At 64.6% G+C, this 20,628-nt stretch carries 26 protein-coding genes; 15 read left to right on the forward strand and 11 right to left on the reverse strand.

The features are described 5' to 3' along the window. Positions 1-139: 139 nt before the first annotated feature. A complete protein-coding gene (locus tag ACQR1B_RS18280) occupies positions 140-670 on the forward strand; it encodes an REP-associated tyrosine transposase (protein WP_434836182.1) in 531 nt (176 codons plus the stop codon). 917 nt (positions 671-1,587) lie between these two features. Here the strand turns inward: ACQR1B_RS18280 and ACQR1B_RS18285 are convergent. Beyond that, complete coding sequence (locus tag ACQR1B_RS18285) at positions 1,588-2,541, reverse strand: ribose-phosphate pyrophosphokinase (protein WP_434836181.1); 954 nt, start codon at positions 2,539-2,541, stop codon at positions 1,588-1,590. Between ACQR1B_RS18285 and ACQR1B_RS18290 the strand changes: the two genes are divergently transcribed. Continuing rightward, positions 2,531-2,710 (forward strand): hypothetical protein, encoded by a 180-nt coding sequence (locus ACQR1B_RS18290; protein WP_434836180.1) that lies wholly within the window; start codon positions 2,531-2,533, stop codon positions 2,708-2,710. The genes ACQR1B_RS18285 and ACQR1B_RS18290 overlap by 11 nt on opposite strands. Here the strand turns inward: ACQR1B_RS18290 and ACQR1B_RS18295 are convergent. The 4 genes from ACQR1B_RS18295 to lgt all read right to left on the reverse strand — a co-directional run bounded on the left by ACQR1B_RS18295 (position 2,707) and on the right by lgt (position 6,219). After that, on the reverse strand, positions 2,707-3,270 hold the full coding sequence (locus ACQR1B_RS18295; RefSeq protein ID WP_434836179.1) for a hypothetical protein: 564 nt from the start codon (positions 3,268-3,270) through the stop codon (positions 2,707-2,709). The two genes, ACQR1B_RS18290 and ACQR1B_RS18295, sit on opposite strands and share 4 nt — an antisense overlap. 200 nt (positions 3,271-3,470) lie before the next feature. Beyond that, positions 3,471-4,217, reverse strand: coding sequence for a peptidoglycan editing factor PgeF (pgeF, locus tag ACQR1B_RS18300; RefSeq protein ID WP_434836241.1), 747 nt, complete (start codon positions 4,215-4,217; stop codon positions 3,471-3,473). A gap of 20 nt (positions 4,218-4,237) precedes the next feature. After that, a complete protein-coding gene (locus ACQR1B_RS18305; RefSeq protein WP_434836178.1) occupies positions 4,238-5,365 on the reverse strand; it encodes a class I SAM-dependent methyltransferase in 1,128 nt (375 codons plus the stop codon). Then, the gene (gene lgt / locus ACQR1B_RS18310) at positions 5,362-6,219 is read right to left on the reverse strand and encodes a prolipoprotein diacylglyceryl transferase (protein ID WP_434836177.1); all 858 of its coding nucleotides are present in this window, start codon (positions 6,217-6,219) and stop codon (positions 5,362-5,364) included. Before lgt ends, ACQR1B_RS18305 begins: the two co-directional genes overlap by 4 nt. A 251-nt stretch (positions 6,220-6,470) precedes the next feature. Between lgt and ACQR1B_RS18315 the strand changes: the two genes are divergently transcribed. The 4 genes from ACQR1B_RS18315 to ychF all read left to right on the forward strand — a co-directional run bounded on the left by ACQR1B_RS18315 (position 6,471) and on the right by ychF (position 9,459). Next, positions 6,471-6,755 (forward strand): accessory factor UbiK family protein, encoded by a 285-nt coding sequence (locus tag ACQR1B_RS18315; protein ID WP_434836240.1) that lies wholly within the window; start codon positions 6,471-6,473, stop codon positions 6,753-6,755. A 189-nt stretch (positions 6,756-6,944) separates the two neighbouring features. Then, positions 6,945-7,643, forward strand: coding sequence for a 50S ribosomal protein L25/general stress protein Ctc (locus ACQR1B_RS18320; protein WP_434836176.1), 699 nt, complete (start codon positions 6,945-6,947; stop codon positions 7,641-7,643). A gap of 72 nt (positions 7,644-7,715) precedes the next feature. Then, complete coding sequence (gene pth, locus ACQR1B_RS18325; protein ID WP_434836239.1) at positions 7,716-8,321, forward strand: aminoacyl-tRNA hydrolase; 606 nt, start codon at positions 7,716-7,718, stop codon at positions 8,319-8,321. 40 nt (positions 8,322-8,361) lie between these two features. Beyond that, positions 8,362-9,459, forward strand: coding sequence for a redox-regulated ATPase YchF (gene ychF / locus ACQR1B_RS18330; protein WP_434836175.1), 1,098 nt, complete (start codon positions 8,362-8,364; stop codon positions 9,457-9,459). A gap of 18 nt (positions 9,460-9,477) precedes the next feature. On the opposite strand, the gene ACQR1B_RS18335 is transcribed toward ychF, so the two are convergent. Further along, a complete protein-coding gene (locus tag ACQR1B_RS18335; RefSeq protein ID WP_434836174.1) occupies positions 9,478-9,768 on the reverse strand; it encodes a DUF4282 domain-containing protein in 291 nt (96 codons plus the stop codon). Between the two features lie 219 nt (positions 9,769-9,987). Here ACQR1B_RS18335 and ACQR1B_RS18340 point away from each other — a divergent pair, with 219 nt between their 5' ends. From ACQR1B_RS18340 to ACQR1B_RS18350, 3 genes are all read left to right on the forward strand, one after another. Continuing rightward, positions 9,988-10,449, forward strand: coding sequence for a MaoC family dehydratase (locus tag ACQR1B_RS18340; RefSeq protein ID WP_434836173.1), 462 nt, complete (start codon positions 9,988-9,990; stop codon positions 10,447-10,449). Next, positions 10,449-10,928, forward strand: a complete 480-nt coding sequence (locus ACQR1B_RS18345; protein WP_434836172.1) for a MaoC family dehydratase — start codon at positions 10,449-10,451, stop codon at positions 10,926-10,928. Before ACQR1B_RS18340 ends, ACQR1B_RS18345 begins: the two co-directional genes overlap by 1 nt. Before the next feature lie 109 nt (positions 10,929-11,037). Continuing rightward, positions 11,038-11,184: a hypothetical protein gene (locus ACQR1B_RS18350; protein WP_434836245.1), complete on the forward strand. Its 147-nt coding sequence runs from the start codon at positions 11,038-11,040 to the stop codon at positions 11,182-11,184. 366 nt (positions 11,185-11,550) lie between these two features. Here ACQR1B_RS18350 and ACQR1B_RS18355 read toward each other — a convergent pair whose 3' ends face one another. The 5 genes from ACQR1B_RS18355 to ACQR1B_RS18375 all read right to left on the reverse strand — a co-directional run bounded on the left by ACQR1B_RS18355 (position 11,551) and on the right by ACQR1B_RS18375 (position 14,665). Then, entirely contained in the window at positions 11,551-11,964 is a 414-nt protein-coding gene (locus tag ACQR1B_RS18355; protein ID WP_434836171.1) for a hypothetical protein, read from the reverse strand. A gap of 151 nt (positions 11,965-12,115) precedes the next feature. Beyond that, positions 12,116-13,051: a hypothetical protein gene (locus ACQR1B_RS18360; RefSeq protein ID WP_434836170.1), complete on the reverse strand. Its 936-nt coding sequence runs from the start codon at positions 13,049-13,051 to the stop codon at positions 12,116-12,118. Positions 13,052-13,178: 127 nt separating this feature from the next. Beyond that, positions 13,179-13,619 carry a nuclear transport factor 2 family protein gene (locus ACQR1B_RS18365; protein WP_434836169.1) on the reverse strand — a complete coding sequence of 147 codons (441 nt, stop codon included), beginning with the start codon at positions 13,617-13,619 and terminating at the stop codon, positions 13,179-13,181. A 199-nt stretch (positions 13,620-13,818) separates the two neighbouring features. Beyond that, entirely contained in the window at positions 13,819-14,085 is a 267-nt protein-coding gene (locus tag ACQR1B_RS18370; protein WP_434836168.1) for a hypothetical protein, read from the reverse strand. Between the two features lie 133 nt (positions 14,086-14,218). Continuing rightward, positions 14,219-14,665 (reverse strand): nuclear transport factor 2 family protein, encoded by a 447-nt coding sequence (locus ACQR1B_RS18375; RefSeq protein ID WP_434836167.1) that lies wholly within the window; start codon positions 14,663-14,665, stop codon positions 14,219-14,221. 256 nt (positions 14,666-14,921) lie between these two features. Between ACQR1B_RS18375 and ACQR1B_RS18380 the strand changes: the two genes are divergently transcribed. The 6 genes from ACQR1B_RS18380 (at position 14,922) to ACQR1B_RS18405 (ending at position 20,378) form a co-directional block, all read left to right on the forward strand. Continuing rightward, complete coding sequence (locus ACQR1B_RS18380) at positions 14,922-15,161, forward strand: hypothetical protein (protein ID WP_434836166.1); 240 nt, start codon at positions 14,922-14,924, stop codon at positions 15,159-15,161. Positions 15,162-15,316: 155 nt separating this feature from the next. Next, positions 15,317-15,709 (forward strand): hypothetical protein, encoded by a 393-nt coding sequence (locus ACQR1B_RS18385; RefSeq protein WP_434836165.1) that lies wholly within the window; start codon positions 15,317-15,319, stop codon positions 15,707-15,709. Between the two features lie 236 nt (positions 15,710-15,945). Then, entirely contained in the window at positions 15,946-17,178 is a 1,233-nt protein-coding gene (locus ACQR1B_RS18390) for a benzoate/H(+) symporter BenE family transporter (RefSeq protein WP_434836164.1), read from the forward strand. Between the two features lie 127 nt (positions 17,179-17,305). Continuing rightward, positions 17,306-18,625 (forward strand): ABC transporter substrate-binding protein, encoded by a 1,320-nt coding sequence (locus ACQR1B_RS18395; RefSeq protein WP_434836163.1) that lies wholly within the window; start codon positions 17,306-17,308, stop codon positions 18,623-18,625. Then, on the forward strand, positions 18,622-19,557 hold the full coding sequence (locus ACQR1B_RS18400; protein WP_434836162.1) for a carbohydrate ABC transporter permease: 936 nt from the start codon (positions 18,622-18,624) through the stop codon (positions 19,555-19,557). The genes ACQR1B_RS18395 and ACQR1B_RS18400 overlap by 4 nt, the downstream gene beginning before the upstream one ends. Continuing rightward, the gene (locus ACQR1B_RS18405; protein ID WP_434836161.1) at positions 19,554-20,378 is read left to right on the forward strand and encodes a carbohydrate ABC transporter permease; all 825 of its coding nucleotides are present in this window, start codon (positions 19,554-19,556) and stop codon (positions 20,376-20,378) included. The genes ACQR1B_RS18400 and ACQR1B_RS18405 overlap by 4 nt, the downstream gene beginning before the upstream one ends. Positions 20,379-20,628: the final 250 nt, after the last annotated feature.

Here is a 20,628-nt window from a genome sequence, read left to right on the forward strand (position 1 = left end):
GCAGAATGCGTAGACGCGTAGGGCGGATTGGGCGAAGCCGTAATCCGCCGCCACTTCGCTTCGGCCACCGCTGGATCTTGTTCTACTACCCCTCTTCCGGTAGGCTGACCATTGATCATCTCGACGCTGGCTCTGGCCCATGCCCAACTATCGTCGCGCATTCGTTTCCGGCGGCTGCTGGTTCTTCACCGTCAACCTCCTCGATCGGCGTCGGAGTCTGCTGATCGAGCACGTCGATCTCTTGCGTTCGTCCGTAGCCACGACCCGGAAGCGATACCCTTTCGAGATCGATGCCTTCGTCGTCATGCCGGATCATCTGCACGCCGTCTGGACCCTGCCGCCTGGTGATGCCGACTTCTCAACGCGCTGGCGGCTGATCAAAAGTCGGTTCGCGCGTGAGTTGCCACGAACAGAAAGCCTGAGCTCAGTTCGCCTTGCGAACCAGGAGCGAGGCATCTGGCAGCGTCGATTTTGGGAGCATCTGATCCGCGACGAAGACGATTATGCCCGGCACGTAGAGTATTGTTACATCAATCCCGTGAAGCATCGTCTCGTCAGTCGTGTGGTCGATTGGCCGCATTCGTCATTTCACCGCGATGTGCGCGCAGGGCTGTTTCCGAGCGATTGGGCTGGCGATGCCGCCGTTAGCGGCGCGTTCGGAGAGCGATGATCGTTCCGCCATCTCGAAATGATTGTGCTGGGCGATGGCGGATTACGCTACGCTAATCCGCCCTACGGGTGCGGAGTGCGTAGGGCGGATTAGGCAAAGCCGTAATCCGCCATTGCCGCTTCTTCGGATAAAAATAAATCACTTGACGATTTCGCCAAATCAGCATTATGGTCCGCTCGTTCCGTTGCGTCGGAGGGGACGTATCGCGGTCGTCATGGACGTCGGCAGCGGAATGCGGTGGGCGCAGGGAAACGCAGCGTGGCTTCGTGTCGCGCCGACGAACGGTTTCCTGCGCACGGCGAAATCGTGCGGTCCTGACACCCCGATGCTGGTGTCCCGCGGCGGCGTGCGCGAGCGCGTTGTCGCGACATGGTGGCCAGAAAGCCCGGTGCACCAGGGAGACCACGTATAAGCCGTTCCAACCATTGCGCGGGGAAGGCCGGGCGTTTCTCGGCCAGACCTGTGGTACCTGCCGCCTGCATTTTTTACGCAGGCGGGCCACGGGCGCGGCCAGCGCCCGGCCTTCCCTGCACCCTTCATTTGAAGGGTGATGCTGAGATCAAAGCTCGGACGCGACACGCGCCGCGAGATCGAGGCGACGCGTCCGCAGTGTCGATTGCTGATGCAAATCGTAGTTGTGGAGCCGTCAATGCGCCTCATCCTCCACTGTCGTCCCGGACAAGCCGCAGTGAGCGGCAGCGCGCTGCGGCGCAGATCCGGGATCCATACGCCGCGGAAGTCATGATGAGCAAAAAGCCAAATGGCCAGCGTGCCTCAATCCGCACCCTGGGGGTATGGGTCCCGGCGTTCGCCGGGACGACGGCAGTGGCCGCTGGGACAGCCGGGCCGGCATCTCGCCGTCATGGCAAAATGTCCCGTTCGACTAGGATCAGTCGAACAGGCTCAGTCCAACAGCCTCAGTCGAACAGGCTCGACACCGACTCTTCCGCGGCGGTGCGGCCGATGGCCTCCGCGATCAGCGGAGCGATCGGGAGTGCGCGGATGTTCGGGGCGTTGCGCACGGCTTCGGTCGGCTGGATGGAGTCGGTGATGACGAGCTCCTTCAGGCGCGACGAGGTGATGCGGGTCGCAGCACCGCCGGAGAGCACGCCATGGGTGATGTAGGCGTAGACTTCCCTGGCGCCGTGCTTGAGCAGCGCATCCGCCGCGTTCACCAGCGTGCCGCCGGAATCGACGATGTCGTCGATCAGGATGCAGGTGTGGCCGGAGACGTCGCCGATCACGTTCATGACCTCGGACTCGCCGGGGCGCTCGCGGCGCTTGTCGACGATGGCGAGCGGCGTGTTGATGCGCTTGGCCAGCCCGCGAGCGCGGGCGACGCCGCCGACGTCGGGCGAGACCACCATGACGTTGGAGAGGTCGAAGCGGTTCTTGATGTCGCGCACCATCAGCGGCGCGGCATAGAGGTTGTCGGTCGGGATGTCGAAGAAGCCCTGGATCTGACCGGCATGCAGGTCGAGCGTCATGACGCGGTCGACGCCGGCATGGGTGATCAGATTGGCGACCAGCTTGGCCGAGATCGGCGTGCGCGAGCCGGATTTGCGGTCCTGCCGGGCGTAGCCGAAATACGGCACCACGGCGGTGATGCGGCGCGCGGAGGCGCGGCGCAGCGCATCGGTGATGATCAGCAGCTCCATCAAGAGGTCGTTCGCCGGATAGGACGTCGACTGGATGATGAAGACGTCGGAGCCGCGCACGTTCTCCTGGATCTCGACGAAGATCTCCATGTCGGCGAAGCGCCGGACCACGGCCTTGGTCAGTGCCAGCCCGAGTTCGGCGGCGATGCCGGCGGCGAGAGCGGGGTTGGAGTTGCCGGCTACGAGCTTAATGGAGCCGTTCTTGGCCGACATCGCGAATTCTCCTCGCGTCTCGCTGGAGACCTTGTTCAGCATATCGGGCTATCCGTGGAACCGGCGGTTTTGCACGGGCGAGGTGATATCAAGGACACTGCGCAGCTGGCAACCCGCCGCGGCTGTTTTCCCGATCAAAAAGCGGCGCAAAATGCGCCGCTTTGCCTAATGGTCGGTGTAGCCGAGGGCGACGACGCTGCCGCCGGCGGACGCAGGCGATGCCGGCTCGGCCGCGGCAACGGCAGGGCCGCTGGCGGCGGGCGCCGCCGGGGGCGCGCTCTCGACCGGGCCCGTGCCGTTCAGCATGCTGGTGAGACCGCTGAATCCGGCCTGCGCGATCTTCCGCAGCACCATGTCGTCGACGGTGCTCCAGGGATCACGGCCACCGCGTCCGATCGCCTCCTGGCCCGAGAGGCGGAGCGCGCGTTGCTGGTTGCGATCATAGACGTCGAACACCCAGGCGATCACGCTCTTGCCGCTGACGACCTGCGCCGAGAGATAGGCGCGCACACGATACGCCGCCGGCGCCTCGCGCGAGACGATCGCGAGGCTGCGCAGCTTGGATTCGCTGTCGAGCACGCTGACCATACGATCGAAGATCTGCGGCGGCGGGCCGTCGATCTGCTCGAACGCGATGGTCGCGGCATCGGACGACGGCGCCATCGCATAGGCGTTGGCCGGACCAGCGCCGCTGCTGCTCGCGCAGCCGCCGAGCGTTGCTGCGGACATCACCAGGGCTGCGGCAGCGCAGGCGTGCTGCGCGGCGCGGCTGATCCGTCGAAATGGTGTGGGCGCTCCCCTCATCATCGGGAGCGATATCGTTAAAATGGATTAACGTCTAGGTCGCGGCTGCCACAGATTGGGACAGAGTGCACTCGATTGTACAGAAAGGGTTAAGCATCGCCATGCAGCCACAATCGCACCCAGCTTCAGCCTTCGAGCATGATCGCGTGGACGTGGCGGCCGTAGTCCGGCTCCTGGCGATGCACCGAGCGGCGGTAACTGAAGAAGCGCGCGTCGGCATAGGTATCGAGGCCGAGATCGTCGATCAGCAGCACGCCGGCTCTTTCCAGCCGCATCCGGATGAAGCCGCCGAGGTCGAACATCGCATGGCCCGCGCGATCGGACGGCAGGAAGAAGCGGCCGTGCTCGGCGTCATCGTCGACGAAGCGGGTGACGAATTCCGCGCCGACCTCGTAGCTCTGCTGGCGGATCAAGGGACCGATCGCGGCGATGATCCGGCCGCGCTCGGCGCCCAGTTGCTCCATCGCCTGCAGCGTGGATTCGAGCACGCCGGTCAGCGCGCCCTTCCAGCCGGCATGAGCCGCACCGATGACGCGCGCGTTCGGATCGACGAACAGGATCGGCCCGCAATCGGCCGTGGTGACGCCGATCGCGAGGTTGGGCGTCGCGGTCACCAGGGCGTCGGCCTTCGGCCGGACGGCCCCGTCCCAGGGCCCGGTCGCGACCACGGCGTCGGGCGAATGGATCTGGTGCACGCTGAGGAAGTGCTCGGGGACGACGCCGAGATGCGCGGCCATGCGGCGGCGGTTTTCCCGGACGTGCTCCGGATCGTCGTTCGATCCGAGCCCGCCATTGAGCCCGGCATAGATGCCGTCGGAGACGCCGCCCTCGCGGGTGAAGAAGGCGTGGCGCAGGCCCGGAATCGCAGACATCACATCCGATGACACCAGCATCACGCGCCTCCCGTCTTGTCGTTGGTGTGCTCGTCGCTGATGCCCGCCAGCACCGGTATCGCCGGATCGGAGACGCCGAGCACCTTGAACAGCGCGCCCATGCCGTCGCGGCCGCCGCCGGTCAGCCGCTTCAGCCCGCTCGCGATGTCGGCGGACACGTCCGCCGATGCCTTCTGCATCAGGGTCAGGGCCCGCGTCTCGATCCCGAGCCGCTGCAGGAACTCGCCTTGCGTGACAGGCCCGTGCACGCGCGCGCCGACCGCCTCCGCCGTCCGCGCCAGCGCATCGAAATCGACATGCGCGGTGATATCGGCAAGCCCCGGCGTCTTCAGCGGATCGGCAAAGCTGTGCCGCGCGATCGCCTGGAAGGTGTCGCCGACATCGCTGCGAACATGGCCGTAATCGATGATGACGGCGGCGCCGCGCTGCTCGCGCAGGCGTTTTGCGATCGCCATCATCTCGGTGTTCGGCCGCCATTCGAAGATCGCGCCGGACGGTGCGGCGCGCACCAGCGGCGGCAGCAGCAATTCGAAGCCCGGCATCGGCTCCGCGGCCGTGCCATAAACGAAGTTCTCCTCGTCATCGAGTTCGACCACGCGCTCGTGCCAGCCGGTTTCGCGCCTCACCATCTGGTGCACCGGCAGCACGTCGAAATACTCGTTGGCGAAGATGACGCTCGGCCCCTCCGGCACGTCGTCGAAACTGTCGTGCCAGCTGACGTTGCGCAGGCCCGTCAGCGTCGCCTTCTGTTTGTCCCGCAGCACCGGATTGACCTCGACCAGGTGCACCGAGATCGTCTGGTACAGCGGCGGCAGCACGCGCAGCGCGCGCAGCGCATCGGACATCATGGTGCCGCGGCCCGGCCCCAGCTCGATCAGGCGGAACTGCTGCGGCGAGCCGGCCGACTTCCAGATCGACGCCGCCCACAGGCCGAGCAGCTCGCCGAACATCTGGCTCACTTCCGGGGCGGTGGTGAAATCGCCCTCGCGCCCGAGCGGATCGCGCGAGATGTAGTAGCCGTGCTCGGGATGCATCAGGCACAGCTCCATGTAGCGCCACACCGGCATCGGGCCGGACGCCTTGATCAGCCGCTTGATCTCGGTGTGGAGCGGAGAGGTTTCGATCACGACTGGGCCTGCAACGAGGGAGTGGCGTGATGGACCTCGGGCTTGCGCAACGCCCTGATCACCAGGATCGCGCCGACGATCAGCATCGGCAGCGACAGGATCATGCCCATCGTGAGGTGGCGCCAGAAGAAGCCGAGCTGTTCGTCCGGCTCGCGAAAGAACTCGCTGACGATGCGGGCAACGCCATAGAGACCAATGAAGCTGCCGAGGATCAGGCCTGGGCGTTTCAGCGCGCCGAACCGGATCATGGTGGCGAGCACGACGAACAGCACGATGCCTTCGAGGCAGGCTTCGTAGAGCTGGCTCGGATGGCGCGGCAGATGGGTCGGATCGCGCGGGAAGATCATCGCCCAGGGCACGCTCGAATCGGCCGGGCGGCCCCACAACTCACCATTGATGAAATTGGCGATGCGGCCGAGCAGCAGGCCGATCGGGGCGACCGCGGTGGTGATGTCGCCGAGCGACAGGATCGGCAGGCCGTTGCGACGGGCGAACCAGATCACCGCGACCACGCAGCCCATGAAGCCGCCATGGAAGGACATGCCGCCGTTCCACAGCTGGAAGATCTCGAGCGGATGATCGATGAAGAACGGCAAATTGTAGAACAGCACGTAGCCGGTGCGGCCGCCGAGGATGATGCCGAGCGTGGCCCACAGGATGAAGTCGTCGAGTTGGATCAGCGACACCGGCGCCGGGCCGCCCCACAGCCGTTCCTTCTTCAGCAGCGAGCGGGCGTAGAGCCAGCCAAGCACGATGCCGCAGATATAGGCCAGCGCATACCAGCGGATCGCGAGCGGGCCGATCGCGATCGCAGTCGGATCGAACACGGGAAAGTCGATGAGGAGAGGCGTCATTCACAGGCTTTCGTGGGCGCGGCGTTCCGCGTCGGGACGCACGGGGCGATGCGGGCTTTGAACGGGCCCCACATGAACATATGCGGCGCATGTGGTCCTTCGGCCGCTCATACAGCGCGGCGGGCCGGCGCAACAAGTACGATGACAAGGAAACCGCGGCATGACAAGACGGGCCCATCTTGAAGGCGGCGGCGCGGATCGCCATTCTGTCTTCCATCATCGTGCTCGTCGCGGGACGCGGAGTTTTTGACATGACCCAGACCAACAACCGGTTTTTCGATGAACTCGGCCGCCTGATGAACGACGCCGCGGGCGCCGCCCAGGGCATGAAGCGGGAGGTCGATTCCGTCATCCGCAATCAGGCCGAAAAGATCCTGAACGACCTGGACATCGTGAAGCGCGAGGAGTTCGAGGCGGTCAAGGACATGGCCCGGCTTGCCCGCGAGGAGAACGAGGCGCTGAAGGCGCGGATCGCCGCCCTGGAGGCGAAGCTGGACGGGGCGGCCACGTCGGGAGCCGGCAGCACCGGTGGCTGAGGCCGCGGCCGGACCGCACCGGGACCGGAGGAAGGGGCGGCCTGCCCCTTCATTTCCTTGTCATTTCCCGGGTTTGCGGCTAGAACGCCGCCACGTCCGCGGCCCCCGCACCCCTGGAGGCTTGCCGAAGGACGTCCAGCAACGGGCCGCATTGCGGCCTTTAACTTTTTAAAACAAGGACTTAACACGATGGCGACCGTCAGAGAACTGAAGGCGACCGCCCGTCCGTCAGTCGGCAAGGGGGCCGCACGGGCAGAGCGTCGCGCCGGGAGAGTGCCCGGAGTGATTTATGGAGACAACCAGCCCCCTCTGCCGATCTCGGTGGAAGACCGCGAACTGCGCCAGCGCATCCTGGCGGGCCGGTTTCTGACCACGATCTTCGACGTCACCCTCGACGGCAAGAAGCACCGCGTGATCCCGCGCGACTTCCATCTCGATCCGGTCAAGGACTTCCCGATCCACGTCGACTTCATGCGGCTCGGCCAGGGCGCGACCATTCGCGTCAGCGTGCCCTTGCATGTGGTGGGTTCGGAAGGCGCCCCGGGCGTCAAGCGCGGCGGCACCGTCAACATCGTGACCCACACGCTCGACCTCGAGTGCCTCGCGGAGAACATTCCGCAGTTCATCGAGGCCGATGTCAGCGCGCTCGAGATCAACCACTCGCTGCACATCTCCGACGTCAAGCTGCCGACCGGCGTGAAGACGCTGTCGCGCGACGATGCGACGCTCGTCACCATCGTGCCGCCGTCGGGCTATGGCGAGGAGGCGAAGACCGCTGGTGCAGCGGCTGCTCCGGCCGCTGCGGCGCCGGCTGCCGCTGGCAAGGCTCCTGCCGCTGCCGCCAAGGCGCCGGCTGCCGCTGCCAAGGCACCCGAGAAGAAGAAGTAAGCCGATGTGCCTCCGGCCTGCGCGAGCCCTGCTCGCGCCGGCCGGAGCACCGGCATGTCCGGATGCCGCGCCATGCTGCTGTTCGTCGGTCTCGGCAATCCCGGCGCGAAATATGCGCGCAACCGGCACAATATCGGCTTCATGGCCGTGGACGAGATTTCGCGGCGCCACCGCTTTTCGCCCTGGCGCCGCAGGTTTCAGGGCGAGACCTCGGAAGGCACGCTCGACTCCGAGAAGGTGATCCTGCTGAAGCCGACCACCTACATGAACGAATCCGGCCGCGCCGTGCAGGAAGCGGCCAGCTTCTTCAAGCTCGGCGTCGGCGACGTCACGGTGTTCCAGGACGAGTTGGAATTGCCACCCGGCAAGCTGCGCGTGAAGGTCGGCGGCGGCATCGCCGGCCATAACGGGCTGCGCTCGATCTCGGCGCATCTCGGCAACGACTACCGCCGCGTGCGGCTGGGCATCGGTCATCCCGGCGTCAAGGAGCTGGTGCATGGCCACGTGCTGTCGGATTTCGCCAAAGCCGACATGCCCTGGGTCGAGGCGCTGTGCGAGGCTGTCGCCGACAATGCGGAATTGTTGACGGGCAAGCGCGACTCCACCTTCGCCAACAAGGTGCATCTGGCGCTGCAGGCCAAGGGTTTTCTGGACAAGGGCGATGCCGGCGCCGCGTGAGGCGCGCACGGCCGTCGCCTGAAAGGATGCGGGACGGATCATGGGATTCAAATGCGGTATCGTCGGGCTGCCCAATGTCGGCAAGTCGACGCTGTTCAACGCGCTGACGGAGACGGCGGCGGCGCAGGCCGCGAACTATCCATTCTGCACCATCGAGCCGAATGTGGGCGAGGTCGCCGTGCCCGATCCGAGGCTCGACAAGCTCGCAGCCATCGCGAAGTCGGGGCAGATCATCCCGACGCGACTCACCTTCGTCGACATCGCCGGCCTCGTGCGCGGCGCCTCCAAGGGTGAAGGCCTCGGCAATCAGTTCCTCGCCAACATCCGCGAGACGGACGCGATCGCCCATGTCGTGCGCTGCTTCGAGGATTCCGACATCACCCATGTCGAGGGCAAGATCGCCCCGCTCGCCGACATCGAGACCATCGAGACCGAGCTGATGCTGGCCGATCTCGACAGCCTCGAGAAGCGGGTCGACAATCTGGCTAAGAAGGCCAAGGGCGGCGACAAGGATGCCAAGGAGCAGTACGAGATCGTCACCCGCGCGCTGGTGCTGCTGCGCGACGGCAAGCCGGCGCGGCTGCTGGAGCGCAAGCCGGAAGAGGAGCGCGCCTTCGGCATGCTAGGCCTGCTGACCTCGAAGCCGGTTCTGTACGTCTGCAACGTCGAGGAAGGTTCGGCCAAGGACGGCAACAGCTTCTCGCAGGCCGTTTTCGCGCGCGCCAAGGAGGAAGGCGCGATCGCCGTCGTGATCTCCGCCAAGATCGAATCCGAGATCGCGACCTTGTCGCGCGAGGAGCGGGTTGATTTCCTGGAGACGCTCGGGCTCGAAGAGGCCGGTCTCGATCGGTTGATCCGTGCCGGCTATCAGCTGCTCGACCTGATCACCTATTTTACCGTCGGCCCTAAGGAAGCGCGCGCCTGGACCATTCACCGCGGCACCAAGGCGCCGGCGGCGGCGGGCGTGATTCATACCGATTTCGAGAAGGGCTTCATCCGCGCCGAGACCATCGCCTATGCCGACTACGTCGCGCTCGGCGGCGAGGCGGGCGCGCGCGAGGGCGGCAAACTGCGGCTCGAAGGCAAGGAATATGTGGTCGCCGACGGCGACGTGATGCACTTCCGCTTCAACAACTAAAGAGGTACCGTGGAGCGGCTACATCCGCCCCTGCTCGCGGATCGCGCCCAGATGCTCGTTGATGCGGAAGACGATCAGCACGAACTCCGCGATGATGCGCGAGAACACCATGCCGACGATGATGCCCGCGAGCGAGGACAGCAGCATCAGGAAACCGCCGAACGGGCTGATGGCCATTTCGGCAAGGCCGGTGAAAATACCGCGGATTCCCGAGAGGATGACGAGCGCGATCACAAGCCAATAGAACGTCTTGATGATCGTGGGCGTGATGAAACGGTCCCACTGGAACAAATCGCGAAATTCCAACATCTGATCCCCCAGCAACTTCCGAATCGCGGTCGAATACGTCTTTAAGTCGCGCTCGAATCCCGCGCCAGATGACGATCGGGCGCGGCCCCATCATCTCGGTGTGCGGAGCCTTATGGCACTCTTTCGCGACCGGACCGGGCGTCAGCCATGCGAGCAGCCCGGTTGTGATTGCCGCAAACTGCGGCCACAATCAGGCTTCTTTCAGCCATTCACGACTCCATGACCCTGACCTTCGAAGATTTTCCGCCAGGACCGTTCGGCAGCTTCGGTCCGCGACACGTGTCCCGCGACGAGATCATCGCCTTCGCATCCGAGTTCGATCCGCAACCGATGCATCTGGATGAAGGCGCAGCGATGCAGTCGATGCTCAAGGGCCTGTCCGGCTCGGGATGGCATCTCTGTTCGCTGATGATGCGCATGATGTTCGACGGCTTCATCAGCCGCACCGCCTCGCTCGGCTCTCCGGGAGTCAACGAGGTCAGGTGGCTATCGCCGCTGCGGCCCGACGACGAGCTGACGCTCGATGTCGCGGTCGTCGAGTCCCGCGTGTCGCGGAGCCGGCCGTCGACGGGAATCGTCACGTTCAAATGCCGCGCGCGCAACAAGGCCGGCGCGATCCTTTGCGAGATGGAATCTCCGATCATCGTCGAGCGGCGCGACAGCAGCGGACAGGTGAGCTGATGCGCTTCTTCGAAGATCTGGAGGTCGGCCAGCGGCGCGAACTCGGCTCCTACACGTTCACCGCCGACGACATCAAACGCTTCGCCCGGCAATTCGATCCGCAGCGCTTTCATCTCGACGAGGAAGAAGGCCGCAACTCACTATTCGGTGGGCTCGCCGCATCGGGCTGGCACGTCGGCTCGGTCTGCATGAAGCTGATCATCGCCGACAATCAGCGGCTGGCGGAGATCGCGCGCTCGCGCGGCGAACCGATCGCCGTCGGAGGACCGTCTCCCGGATTTCGCGAGCTGCGCTGGCTCAAGCCCGTGCTCGCCGGCGATACGATTACCTTCTCCAGCGAAATTGATTCGCTGCGTGCATCCGCCTCGCGCCCGCAATGGGGCATACTGCAAGCGCGCAACACCGGCATCAATCAACATGGTGAGCTGGTGTTTTCCGTGCTCGCATCGGTGTTTGTCCCGCGAAGGAACAATGGTTGAGGCGAAAAGGTCACGCTTGGTAGGATTGTCGGCGCGGAACGAACTTCGCGCTAACGCATTCTGAACCTCGACTCTATAAGACAGCCAACCAGGGATCAGGATGTGGGGGATGAGTATGGCAGATCGCAGCGGTCTGAAACTCCTCGGCTTTATCTTTGCCAGCGTGACACTCGCGGTGATGCTCGCGACCGGGATGGTCGTGAAAGGTTATGCCGACGGCTCGTATTCGCTGGAAACGTCAGCGTCCCTCGATTGAGGTCTTAAGCAGCCGTTAACCGATTTACGGCACTGCTCTCTTCATCGGTGGCCTCTTCATCGGAGGTCTAGCGGCTCCGGATGAACACCAAGGCCGCCGTCGCAACCAACAGCAATCCGACGAAGCGGACCATGATGGTCCCGATCCGCTGAGGCTCTTGCCGAAAAGGTATCGGATCGGGTTTTTCCGGCCGGATCGTTTCCATCGAGATGGCAGCCCCTAGACCCAACGATGCCCGCAAGCAGATGGGCATGTGTTGGTCACGGGGCTTCTGGCAGACGTTCAACGATATGACGACGTCCCAAAGACGAAAACCGCCGCGCGATCTCTCGCGCAGCGGGTTCATATAAGAGCCGGAAATAACGTTCAGCTGCCGCGCAGTCCGTCGGCCGCACGCTTCCACTGGGTAACGTTTTCGGCGATGGCGCGGGTGGACTTCATCGCCGCCTGGCTCAGCTGAGCGTAGCTCGCGATCTCACGCTGGACGCGCTGGCCTTCGGCATGCAGCAGTTCGCGCAGGCCCTCGAGCTCCCCGATCAGGCTCTCGATCTCCGACAGCGACGTGCCGGCGACACGCTGAATCAGCGTGGTGACGCTGTTGACCGCGGCGTCGGCATCGATCGCGGCCTCTGCCGTGGCAGCGGCATTGGGACGGCGCAGATAGGCGATATCATTACGCACGAAATCGCGAATGCCGGCCTCGACTTCGGAGACCGCCGCAAGATCCGTGTCCAGCTCGGCTTCAGTTCCATCGATCTTGTCCGGACGAATGACATTCATCGGCTATTTCCTCATTTCGCGTTCAAGCGAGCGCGGTGTCCCCGCACGACGAAATTCTCAAAGCCTATCAGTGCGGCGAAATTGGGCCATAACGCGGCGAAGCTGCGGCGATGGTTCGACTATTCGTGACGGCTGCCGCAATCGTTAACGATTACCAACTCCGCTTGAAGCCGGCCGAGATGCTCTTGCTGGTGCCGCCCTGCGCGGTTTCGCCGATCGCACCCGATACGGTGAGCCCATCGCTGAGCTTCTGCTCGGCGCCGAGCTTGCGCAGCCACTTGTCGTCGCTCGACGACATGGTCTGGCCGGCGACGACGCTGGTGCCGGTCTCGCCGATCGAGAGCCTGGCTGATTGCTCGGTGTCGAAGCTGCGGCTGGTCTTCGGCGCCGCGCCTGGGATCGGCACCATGCCCTGCTGGGTGACGTTGTAGCCGTTCTGGAGGGTCAGATTATAGTGATCAATCGGCACCGCCTTGGTGATGGTGGTGCCGAGCCGGCTCTGATCCGACCCCGGATCGACGCGGGCCTCGATGGCGGTCTTGTCCCAGATCGAGCCGGCGCCGGGCGCGGTGATGGCAGCCCAGGCCGAGCCGCCGGATTGCGGAGCACTGCCGCCGTTCTCAGCCTTCTCTGCCAGCAATTCCGACATCGTGGTCGGCTGTCGCGCGACCGTCATGTCTGCGCCTACGCGGGCATCCCAGAACGGCGACACCGACTGCTTGACCGCCACGCCGGAGGCGAGGTTGCCCTTGTTCTGGTTTGACCAGTCAAGCGAGGCGGCCCTCTCGGCAGCTGCCTTGCGCTTCGCCGCAGCGGCCGCCTCCGGGCGATCGAGGAAGGTCGTCTCGTCGATCGCGAGCTGGCTCCAGTCGAGCTTGTCGACCTCGATGTCCTTCATCGGGTCGGCTGCGGCAACCTGGTCGTCAGGCTTGTCGTCGTCCTCGTCCGGTTGCGCCGGCGCGATTTGCTGCCACGGGACGATCTGCAGCGGTTGCGGCGCCTGAAGCAGCGTCTGGGCCGGCGCCACGGACGCAAGAAGGCCGAAGCCGGCCGTGAAAAACGCCAGCGCGCAACCATAAGATGTCATGAGAGCAACCCCCGCCGCCCGAACCTGTCCGTCGAAATATGGTGGAATCTTGGCGCAAAATTGTGACTGCGCCAGTCACGATGTGTTGGGTTGTTGGTGAGTGTGACTGCAATCCAACACGCTGAGGTCAGGCGAAGCTGCCGATGCGCGGCAGGTCGATCGGGCGGCCGAGTGTCTGCTCGACGAGATCGAACGTGTCGATCAGGATTCGCAACCGCGACAGCTTGCCGGCGCGGAATTGCAGGAATTGCGCGAGCCGGGCGGTGATGGGCTTGTCGGAATCCTGCGTCGTCATCGCGCAACGGACCATAGTGGCTGCGGCGCCGTCGTCCAGCATCAGCGTCTCGCGCTCCACCTTGCGAATGTGCACGTTGTTGGCGATCTGCCTGACCGTATCGAGTACGGCGTCCTTGCCCATGCGGGCGCCGAGAAAAGGAAACATGTCGATGGGGCCGTAGATGGCCCAATCGATATCCTCGTCGACCATTGCGGCGAACTCGTCGAATTGGCGTTCGTTGATCGCACGATGCAGCGCGCGCGACAGACGCCAGAGGCTGTGCTCCGTCATCTTTCCGGTGATCCTGATCTGGCCTGCGAGGCGGCGCGCCGGAATGCGGCGACATCGTCAATGATATCGCGCCGGGGCACTGAATTTAACTCATCGATCGCCTGAATACGCCAATGAGAGGCATGCGCAATGATTGTTTTTGCATTGCACAAATGCTGGAGTTTGCGCCCCAGCTCAGGGGTGGCGCGTTCATGATCCGTTAGTGCTGTTCGCGTGGCATGTGCTGACGTGCGATCGCGACCTCATGATCACGGAAGGCCGCCATCCCGAACATCGTGGCACCGGCGAGCCCGCCGATCAGGGCGCCGAGCGGCATGAAGGTGAAGAACACCAGCATCCCGGCGTAGCCCTCGAACTCGCTGGTGCTGAACAGTTCGATCCAGGCAAGCCCGAGGCCGATTCCGACCGTGGCGCCGCCCACGACTCCCATCACCAATCCTGCCATTGCCAGGAACGCGATCTTCATGTGCACCGATGCCCCATCAACCACCGCTGATGGGTCAGCAGCCCCGGCTGAAGGTTCAAAGCGCGCACCGACTTTTTTCTGACGTTTGCGTGATCGAAGCGGCGTGTCCGCGCAGGGCCGGGCTCGGCGCGATTCAGGGCCGCGCGGTGCCGGCGATCAGCAGCCGGCTGAGATCGCATTCGAGCACCTGCTGCACCAGGTCGAACGTATCCATGATTTCGCGGATGCGGCTGATGCGGCCGTCGCGCAGCGTATAGAACACGGCGAGGTCGTATTGCACGATGCGATCGTTGTCGCGCTTGCGCAGGTAGATGCGGAGGTCGGCAGCGACCTGGTCGCCTTCGCAGATCATCGATTTGATCTCGTGCCTGACGCCGACATAGCGGCTGCGCGCGATCTCCCACATCTGCCGCACCTCGGCCTTGCCGCGGCGCCGCCCGAGATGGGGGAAGATGTCGATCGGCGCAGAGGCGAAATGCTCGATGTCGTCGTTGCAATGCGCCAGCACGGTGTCGAAATCGCCGGCGGCATGGGCCTCGAGCAGCTTGCGCACGCGCTGCTTGTTGATGTGCTCGATCATCCTGTCTCCACCGACTGGAGTCCCCTTCCGCACCATACGTTCTGGAGAGTGTGGCCCACACTCGTCAATCATTTGTGCGACCACCTGCAGTTTCAAAGCTCCGAACGGTGAATGGAAGCTTGGCGACAAGCCCGTGCGCGATTGAACTTCTCAAGCCGTAGGTCACACGTGCGATCAAGAGGTTCACAGCAGGCTCTGTCGCGGAACCACGTCGCAGGACCGTCGTTAGAGAGCAACATTCCTGCGGAGCACGATCATGAAGACCATGCTTGCCTTGTCCGTCGCAGCCGTCGCGCTGCTGTCCGCCCCGGCCGCCGACGCCAAGGGTTGCATCAAGGGCGCAATCGTCGGTGGCGTCGCCGGCCATTATGCCGGTCACCACGGCGTGCTCGGCGCTGCCGCGGGCTGCCTCTATGGCCGTCATCGCGCCAAAGAGCAGGACCGCCAGCAGCAGCAGCAGCAGCAGAGCCAAGTGAACGGCCAGAGCCGCATGTAGCCCAGCGCCGGCGTCGACCGGCCTTGACGCATCATGGCGTCAGCGGGTCATGACGCCGCGATCTGTGATTGGCCTCACGGTCCTTCCGGCGGTCGCGGGCTAGATGGCAGAGGTCTGGTCCTCACCGAGGGCCTCCGCCAACCGGATGTTCAACCATGTCGGCCGCGTCGTCTCCCGGTTCATCGGCGCCGAAGGCGCCACTGCTCAACCTGCTCGAAGGCATGGCGCTGACGGCGCTGTTTCAAGCCCTTCCCACCTACGCAGGCGCCGCGCTGATCCTCAAGCTCGCCCACAGCAGCACGCTACCGATGAGCATCATCGGCTTCGTCGTGCCGGCGAGCATCATCCACGTGCTGATGATCTCGGCCATCGGGCCGCGTTATCCGCAATTGCTCAAACAGGCCTATGCGGCCAACTTCTACGACGCTACGCTCGGCCTCGCCGACAAAATCTTCCGCTGGCGCACGCAGCCGGAGGGCTCGCTGCAACTGCTGGGCTCGACGGCCATGCTGGCGCTGCTGTCGACCGCCGTGCTCGCGATGGGCTGAGGCGCGTCCTCAGCATCGCTGCGAGTCCGGCTCATCACCAATCCAACGTCGTGACGCGCCGAGGCCGCTGTGGGCGCCACGATGACATCCCATCGGAGCATGGGCTCCATTGAGAGGCGACGACCAGCGAAGCGACGGCCAACCAGCGCCCGCCTTGCACACTTCGTCCGGTTCAGCCACAACGTCTCGCGCGACACCCCGGACAACAACAAGAACACGGCCCGAGCCCGCCCTCCATGTTCAGCGCCATCGAACGCCCCGCGGGCTCTCCACCCGGCCTGAGCCGGATCGCCGATGATTTCGGTCCGCTCTACGCCTCGCACGGCTTCATCGGCTGGCTGTTCGCCATCACCGGACCGGTCGCCATCATTCTGTCGGTCGGCGCCAATGGCGGACTGTCGCAGGCGGAGATCGCGTCGTGGATCTTCGGCGTGTTCTTCATCAACGGCCTGATCACGCTGCTGCTGTCGTGGCTCTACCGCGAGCCGCTGGTGCTGTTCTGGACCATTCCCGGCACCGTCCTGGTCGGCCAGTCGCTGACGCATCTCAGCTTTCCGCAGGTCGTGGGTGCATTCTACGGTACGGCGCTGCTGATGCTGGTCCTCGGGCTGTCGGGCTGGGTCAAGCGCGCGATGCAATTGGTGCCGATGCCGATCGTGATGGGCATGGTCGCCGGCGTCTTCCTGCGCTTCGGGCTGGACCTCGTCCGCGCCGTGTTCGCCGACTTCGCCATCGCCGGACCGATGGTCGTGTTCTGGCTGCTTCTGACCGCGCTGCCTGCGCTCGGCCGGCGCTGCCCGCCGATCATCGGCGCGCTCATCATCGGTACGCTCGCAACCATCCTGTTCGGCAAATACGACCAGAGCGCATCACTGCAACTCGCGCTGATCCATCCCGTGATCCCGACGCCGTCCTGGTCGCTCGCGGCCATGATCGAGTTGATCGTGCCGCTCGCGGTCACCGTGCTCGTGGTGCAGAACGGCCAGGGCCTTGCCGTGCTGGCCGCCGCCGGCCACAAGCCGCCGGTCAATCTCGTTACCGTCGCCTGCGGCATCGGCTCGGCGTTCGCCGCGATGGTCGGCGGCGTCTCGACCTGCCTGACCGGACCGACCAACGCGATCGTCGTCTCCGGCGGCGAGCGCACGCGCCATTACACCGCGGCGATGGTCGTGGGCGTGCTTGCGCTCGGCTTCGGCCTGCTGGCCCCGACCTTCACGGCCCTGCTGCTGATCGCGCCCAAATCACTGATCACGGCGCTGGCGGGCCTCGCCATGCTGCGCGTGCTGCACACGGCGTTTGTGACCGCGTTCAAGACGCGGTTCTCGCTCGGTGCGCTCATCGCCTTTCTGGTGACCGTCGCCGATGTGCCGCTGCTCAACATCGGTGCCGCGTTCTGGGGACTGGTGGCAGGCTTCGCGCTGTCGCTGCTGCTGGAGCGCGCGGATTTCGCGGCGCCGTCCGACGCGTGAGCTGCTTGCCGCATCGCACCACGCGGCATCGTCGCATCCCCTGTTGAACGAGCAACGCGCTGTTGCAGCGCCGCTGGATCACGCTACACTTCCCAACCAAAGAAGAATGATCCTGGGGAGGTTACGAATGACCGCGATTACGCGCCGCAACATGCTTGCGGGCACGGCAGCAGCAGGCGCGCTGGCGCTTGCAGGCCAGCCTGCCTGGTCGGAGCCGCAGTGGAAGAAATATGCCGGCACCAAGCTCGAGGTCATCCTCGCCAAGGGTCCGCGCGGCGACAATCTGCAGAAGAACATCAAGGAATTCACCGCGCTGACCGGCATCGAGGTGGAGTCCGAGCAGATTCCCGAGCAGCAGCAGCGGCAGAAGGTCGTGATCGAGCTGTCGTCCGGCAAGCCGAGCTTCGACGTCGTCCATCTCAGCTATCACGTGCAGAAGCGGCAGTTCGAGAAGGCCGGCTGGCTCACCGACGTCACCGATTTCATGAAGGATCCGAACCTCACGGCGCCGGATCTCCTGCAGAGCGATTTCTCCGCCGCGGGTCTGACTTACGCCAGCAACGACAAGGGCCGCATGTTCTCGCTGCCTTGGTCCGTCGACTATTTTATCCTCTACTACAACAAGGAGCTGTTTGCGAAGAAGGGCGTCGAGGTGCCGAAGACGCTCGACGAGATGGTCGCGGCGGCGCAGAAGCTCACCGATGCCAAGGACGGCACCTTCGGCTTCGTCGGCCGCGGCCTGCGCAACGCCAACATGACGCTGTGGACCAACTTCTTCCTGAACTATGGCGGCGAGTTCCTCGACGCCAAGGGCAACATTCAGACCGATGGTCCGGAGGCGATCGAGGCCACCAAACTGTATCAGAAGCTGTTGACGACCTGCGCGCCGCCCGGCGTCGCCGGCTTCAACTGGATGGAGTCGATGGCCTCGTTCACGCAAGGCCGCTCGGCGATGTGGATCGACGGCGTCGGCTGGGCGCCGCCGCTGGAGGATCCCAACGCCTCGCGCGTCGTCGGCAAGGTCGGCTACACGGTGGTGCCGGCCGGACCCAAGGGGCAGTATTCGGCGACCTATGGCGACGGCGTCGGCATCCCCGCGGCGTGCAAGAACAAGGAGGCCGCCTGGCTGTTGTGCCAATGGGTGGTCTCCAAGGCGCAGGGCGCGCGTCTGGTGCAGGCCGGTGGCGGCGTGCCGTTCCGCAACTCGGTGCTCAACGACGCTGAGGTGCAGGGCGGCGTGAAGATGCCGAAGGAGTGGCTGCAGTCGGCGATCGACTCCGGCAAGATCTCCAAGCTCGGCCTGCCCGTCATCATCCCGGTTGCCGAATTCCGCGACCTCGTCGGTGCGGCGCTGACCGCGACGCTGTCCGGCGCCGATCCCGCGACCGAGTTGAAGAAGGCGCACGAGCAGTTCCGCCCGATCCTGGAGCGCAGCGAAAAAGCGTGAGCACGATCGTCGAACAGGCTGGCGCGGCAGCGGAGGCTGCTGCGCCGGAACGTGCGTTGCGGCCGCCGTCGTACTGGCCGTTCGTGGTGCCGGCGCTGGTCACCGTGCTCGCGGTGATCATCTTTCCCTGGCTGTTCACGATCTGGATGAGCTTCCAGGAGTGGAAGGTCGGCGCGCCCACCACCTTCGTCGGGTTGTCGAACTATCTGCGGCTGCCGGCCGATCCGCGCTTCGTCGAGTCGGTCGGGCATACGCTGTCCTACACGGCCCTCTCTGTGCTGCTGCCGCTGGTGCTCGGCACCTTCGCCGCCGTGGTGTTCCATGCCCGCTTCCCCGGGCGCGGCCTGCTGCGCGCCCTGTTCATCATGCCGATGATGGCGACGCCGGTCGCGATCGCGCTGGTGTGGACCATGATGTTCCACCCGCAGCTCGGCATCCTGAACTATGTGCTGTCGCTCGCCGGCCTGCCGCCGCAGCTCTGGGTGTTTCACCCGGGCACGGTGATCCCCTCGCTGGTGCTGGTGGAGACCTGGCAATGGACGCCGCTGGTCATGCTGATCGTGCTCGGCGGCATCGCCTCGCTGCCGACCGAGCCGTATGAAAGCGCGCAGATCGACGGCGCCAGCACCTGGCAGATGTTCCGTTACATCACCCTGCCCTTGATCATGCCGTTCCTGTTCATTGCCGCGATGATCCGCGCCATCGACGCGATCAAGAGCTTCGACATCATCTTCGCGATCACCCAAGGCGGACCGGGCTCGGCGTCGGAGACCATCAACCTGTATCTCTACAGCGTCGCCTTCGTCTATTACGACCTCGGCTATGCCTCGGCGATCGCGGTGGTGTTCTTCGCGCTGATCGTGGCGCTTACCGCGCTGCTGCTGTGGCTGCGCCGGCGCGCGCAGTGGAATGCGCTGGGGACCGACACATGAGCGTGCACACGCTTCTCGGCCGGCTTGGCCTCGCGCTCGGCGTCTTCCTCATCGTTTCGCCGGCGATCCTGTTCTTCCTCTGGATGATCTCGCTGTCGGTCAAGTTCGAGGTCGACAACGCCGCCTATCCGCCGGTGTTCTGGCCGGAGCATTTCGCCTGGAAGAACTACACCGACGTGCTGTCGTCGAACCGCTTCTTCACTTACTTCAAGAACAGCCTGCTGGTGACCGGCGGCGCGACGTTCCTGGCCATGCTGGTCGGCGTGCCCGCAGGCTACGGCATCGCGCGGATGGCCGCGCACAAATCGGCGATCGTGATCCTGATCGCGCGCATCACGCCCGGCCTGTCCTATCTCATTCCGCTGTTCCTGCTCTTCCAGTGGCTCGGCCTGCTCGGCACCCTGTGGCCCCAGATCATCATCCATCTCGTCGTCACCGTGCCGATCGTGATCTGGATCATGATCGGCTATTTCGAGACCACACCGATCGAGCTGGAAGAAGCCGCACGGATCGATGGCGCCACGCGCTGGCAGGTCTTCCGTCACGTGGCATTGCCGGTGGCGAAGCCGGGACTCGCCGTCGCCTTCATCCTGGCGGTGATCTTCTCGTGGAATAATTTCGTATTCGGCGTCGTGCTGGCCGGCCGCGAGACGCGCACTCTGCCGGTAGCCGTTTACAACATGATCTCGTTCGATCAGCTGAGCTGGGGCCCGCTCGCCGCCGCGGCACTGATCGTAACGTTGCCGGTGCTGCTGCTGACGGTATTTGCGCAGCGACAGATCGTTGCGGGCTTGACCGCAGGTGCCGTGAAGGGTGGCTGACCACCGCTGCGAATCGTGCAGGACGGCCTGCTTCGGCTGAGGTCCCCAGTATAATGCATTCCAGCCAAAAGCAGCGGCAGAATACCCAAATTGCCTTGGTCAGGCCATAGTCTGCCCCTTGGTTGTCATTCATGGAACCTGGAATCGTCAACGTATGCCTGGGGCTTGCGACCCCGGACTGGAAGCTTTCCAGATGTGTCCGTACAGGCTTCGCTTCAGCCGACCTGTCACTACGTCGCACGATCGACCG

Source organism: Bradyrhizobium oligotrophicum, from assembly GCF_051168495.1.
Taxonomy (GTDB): Bacteria; Pseudomonadota; Alphaproteobacteria; order Rhizobiales; family Xanthobacteraceae; genus Bradyrhizobium; species Bradyrhizobium oligotrophicum_A.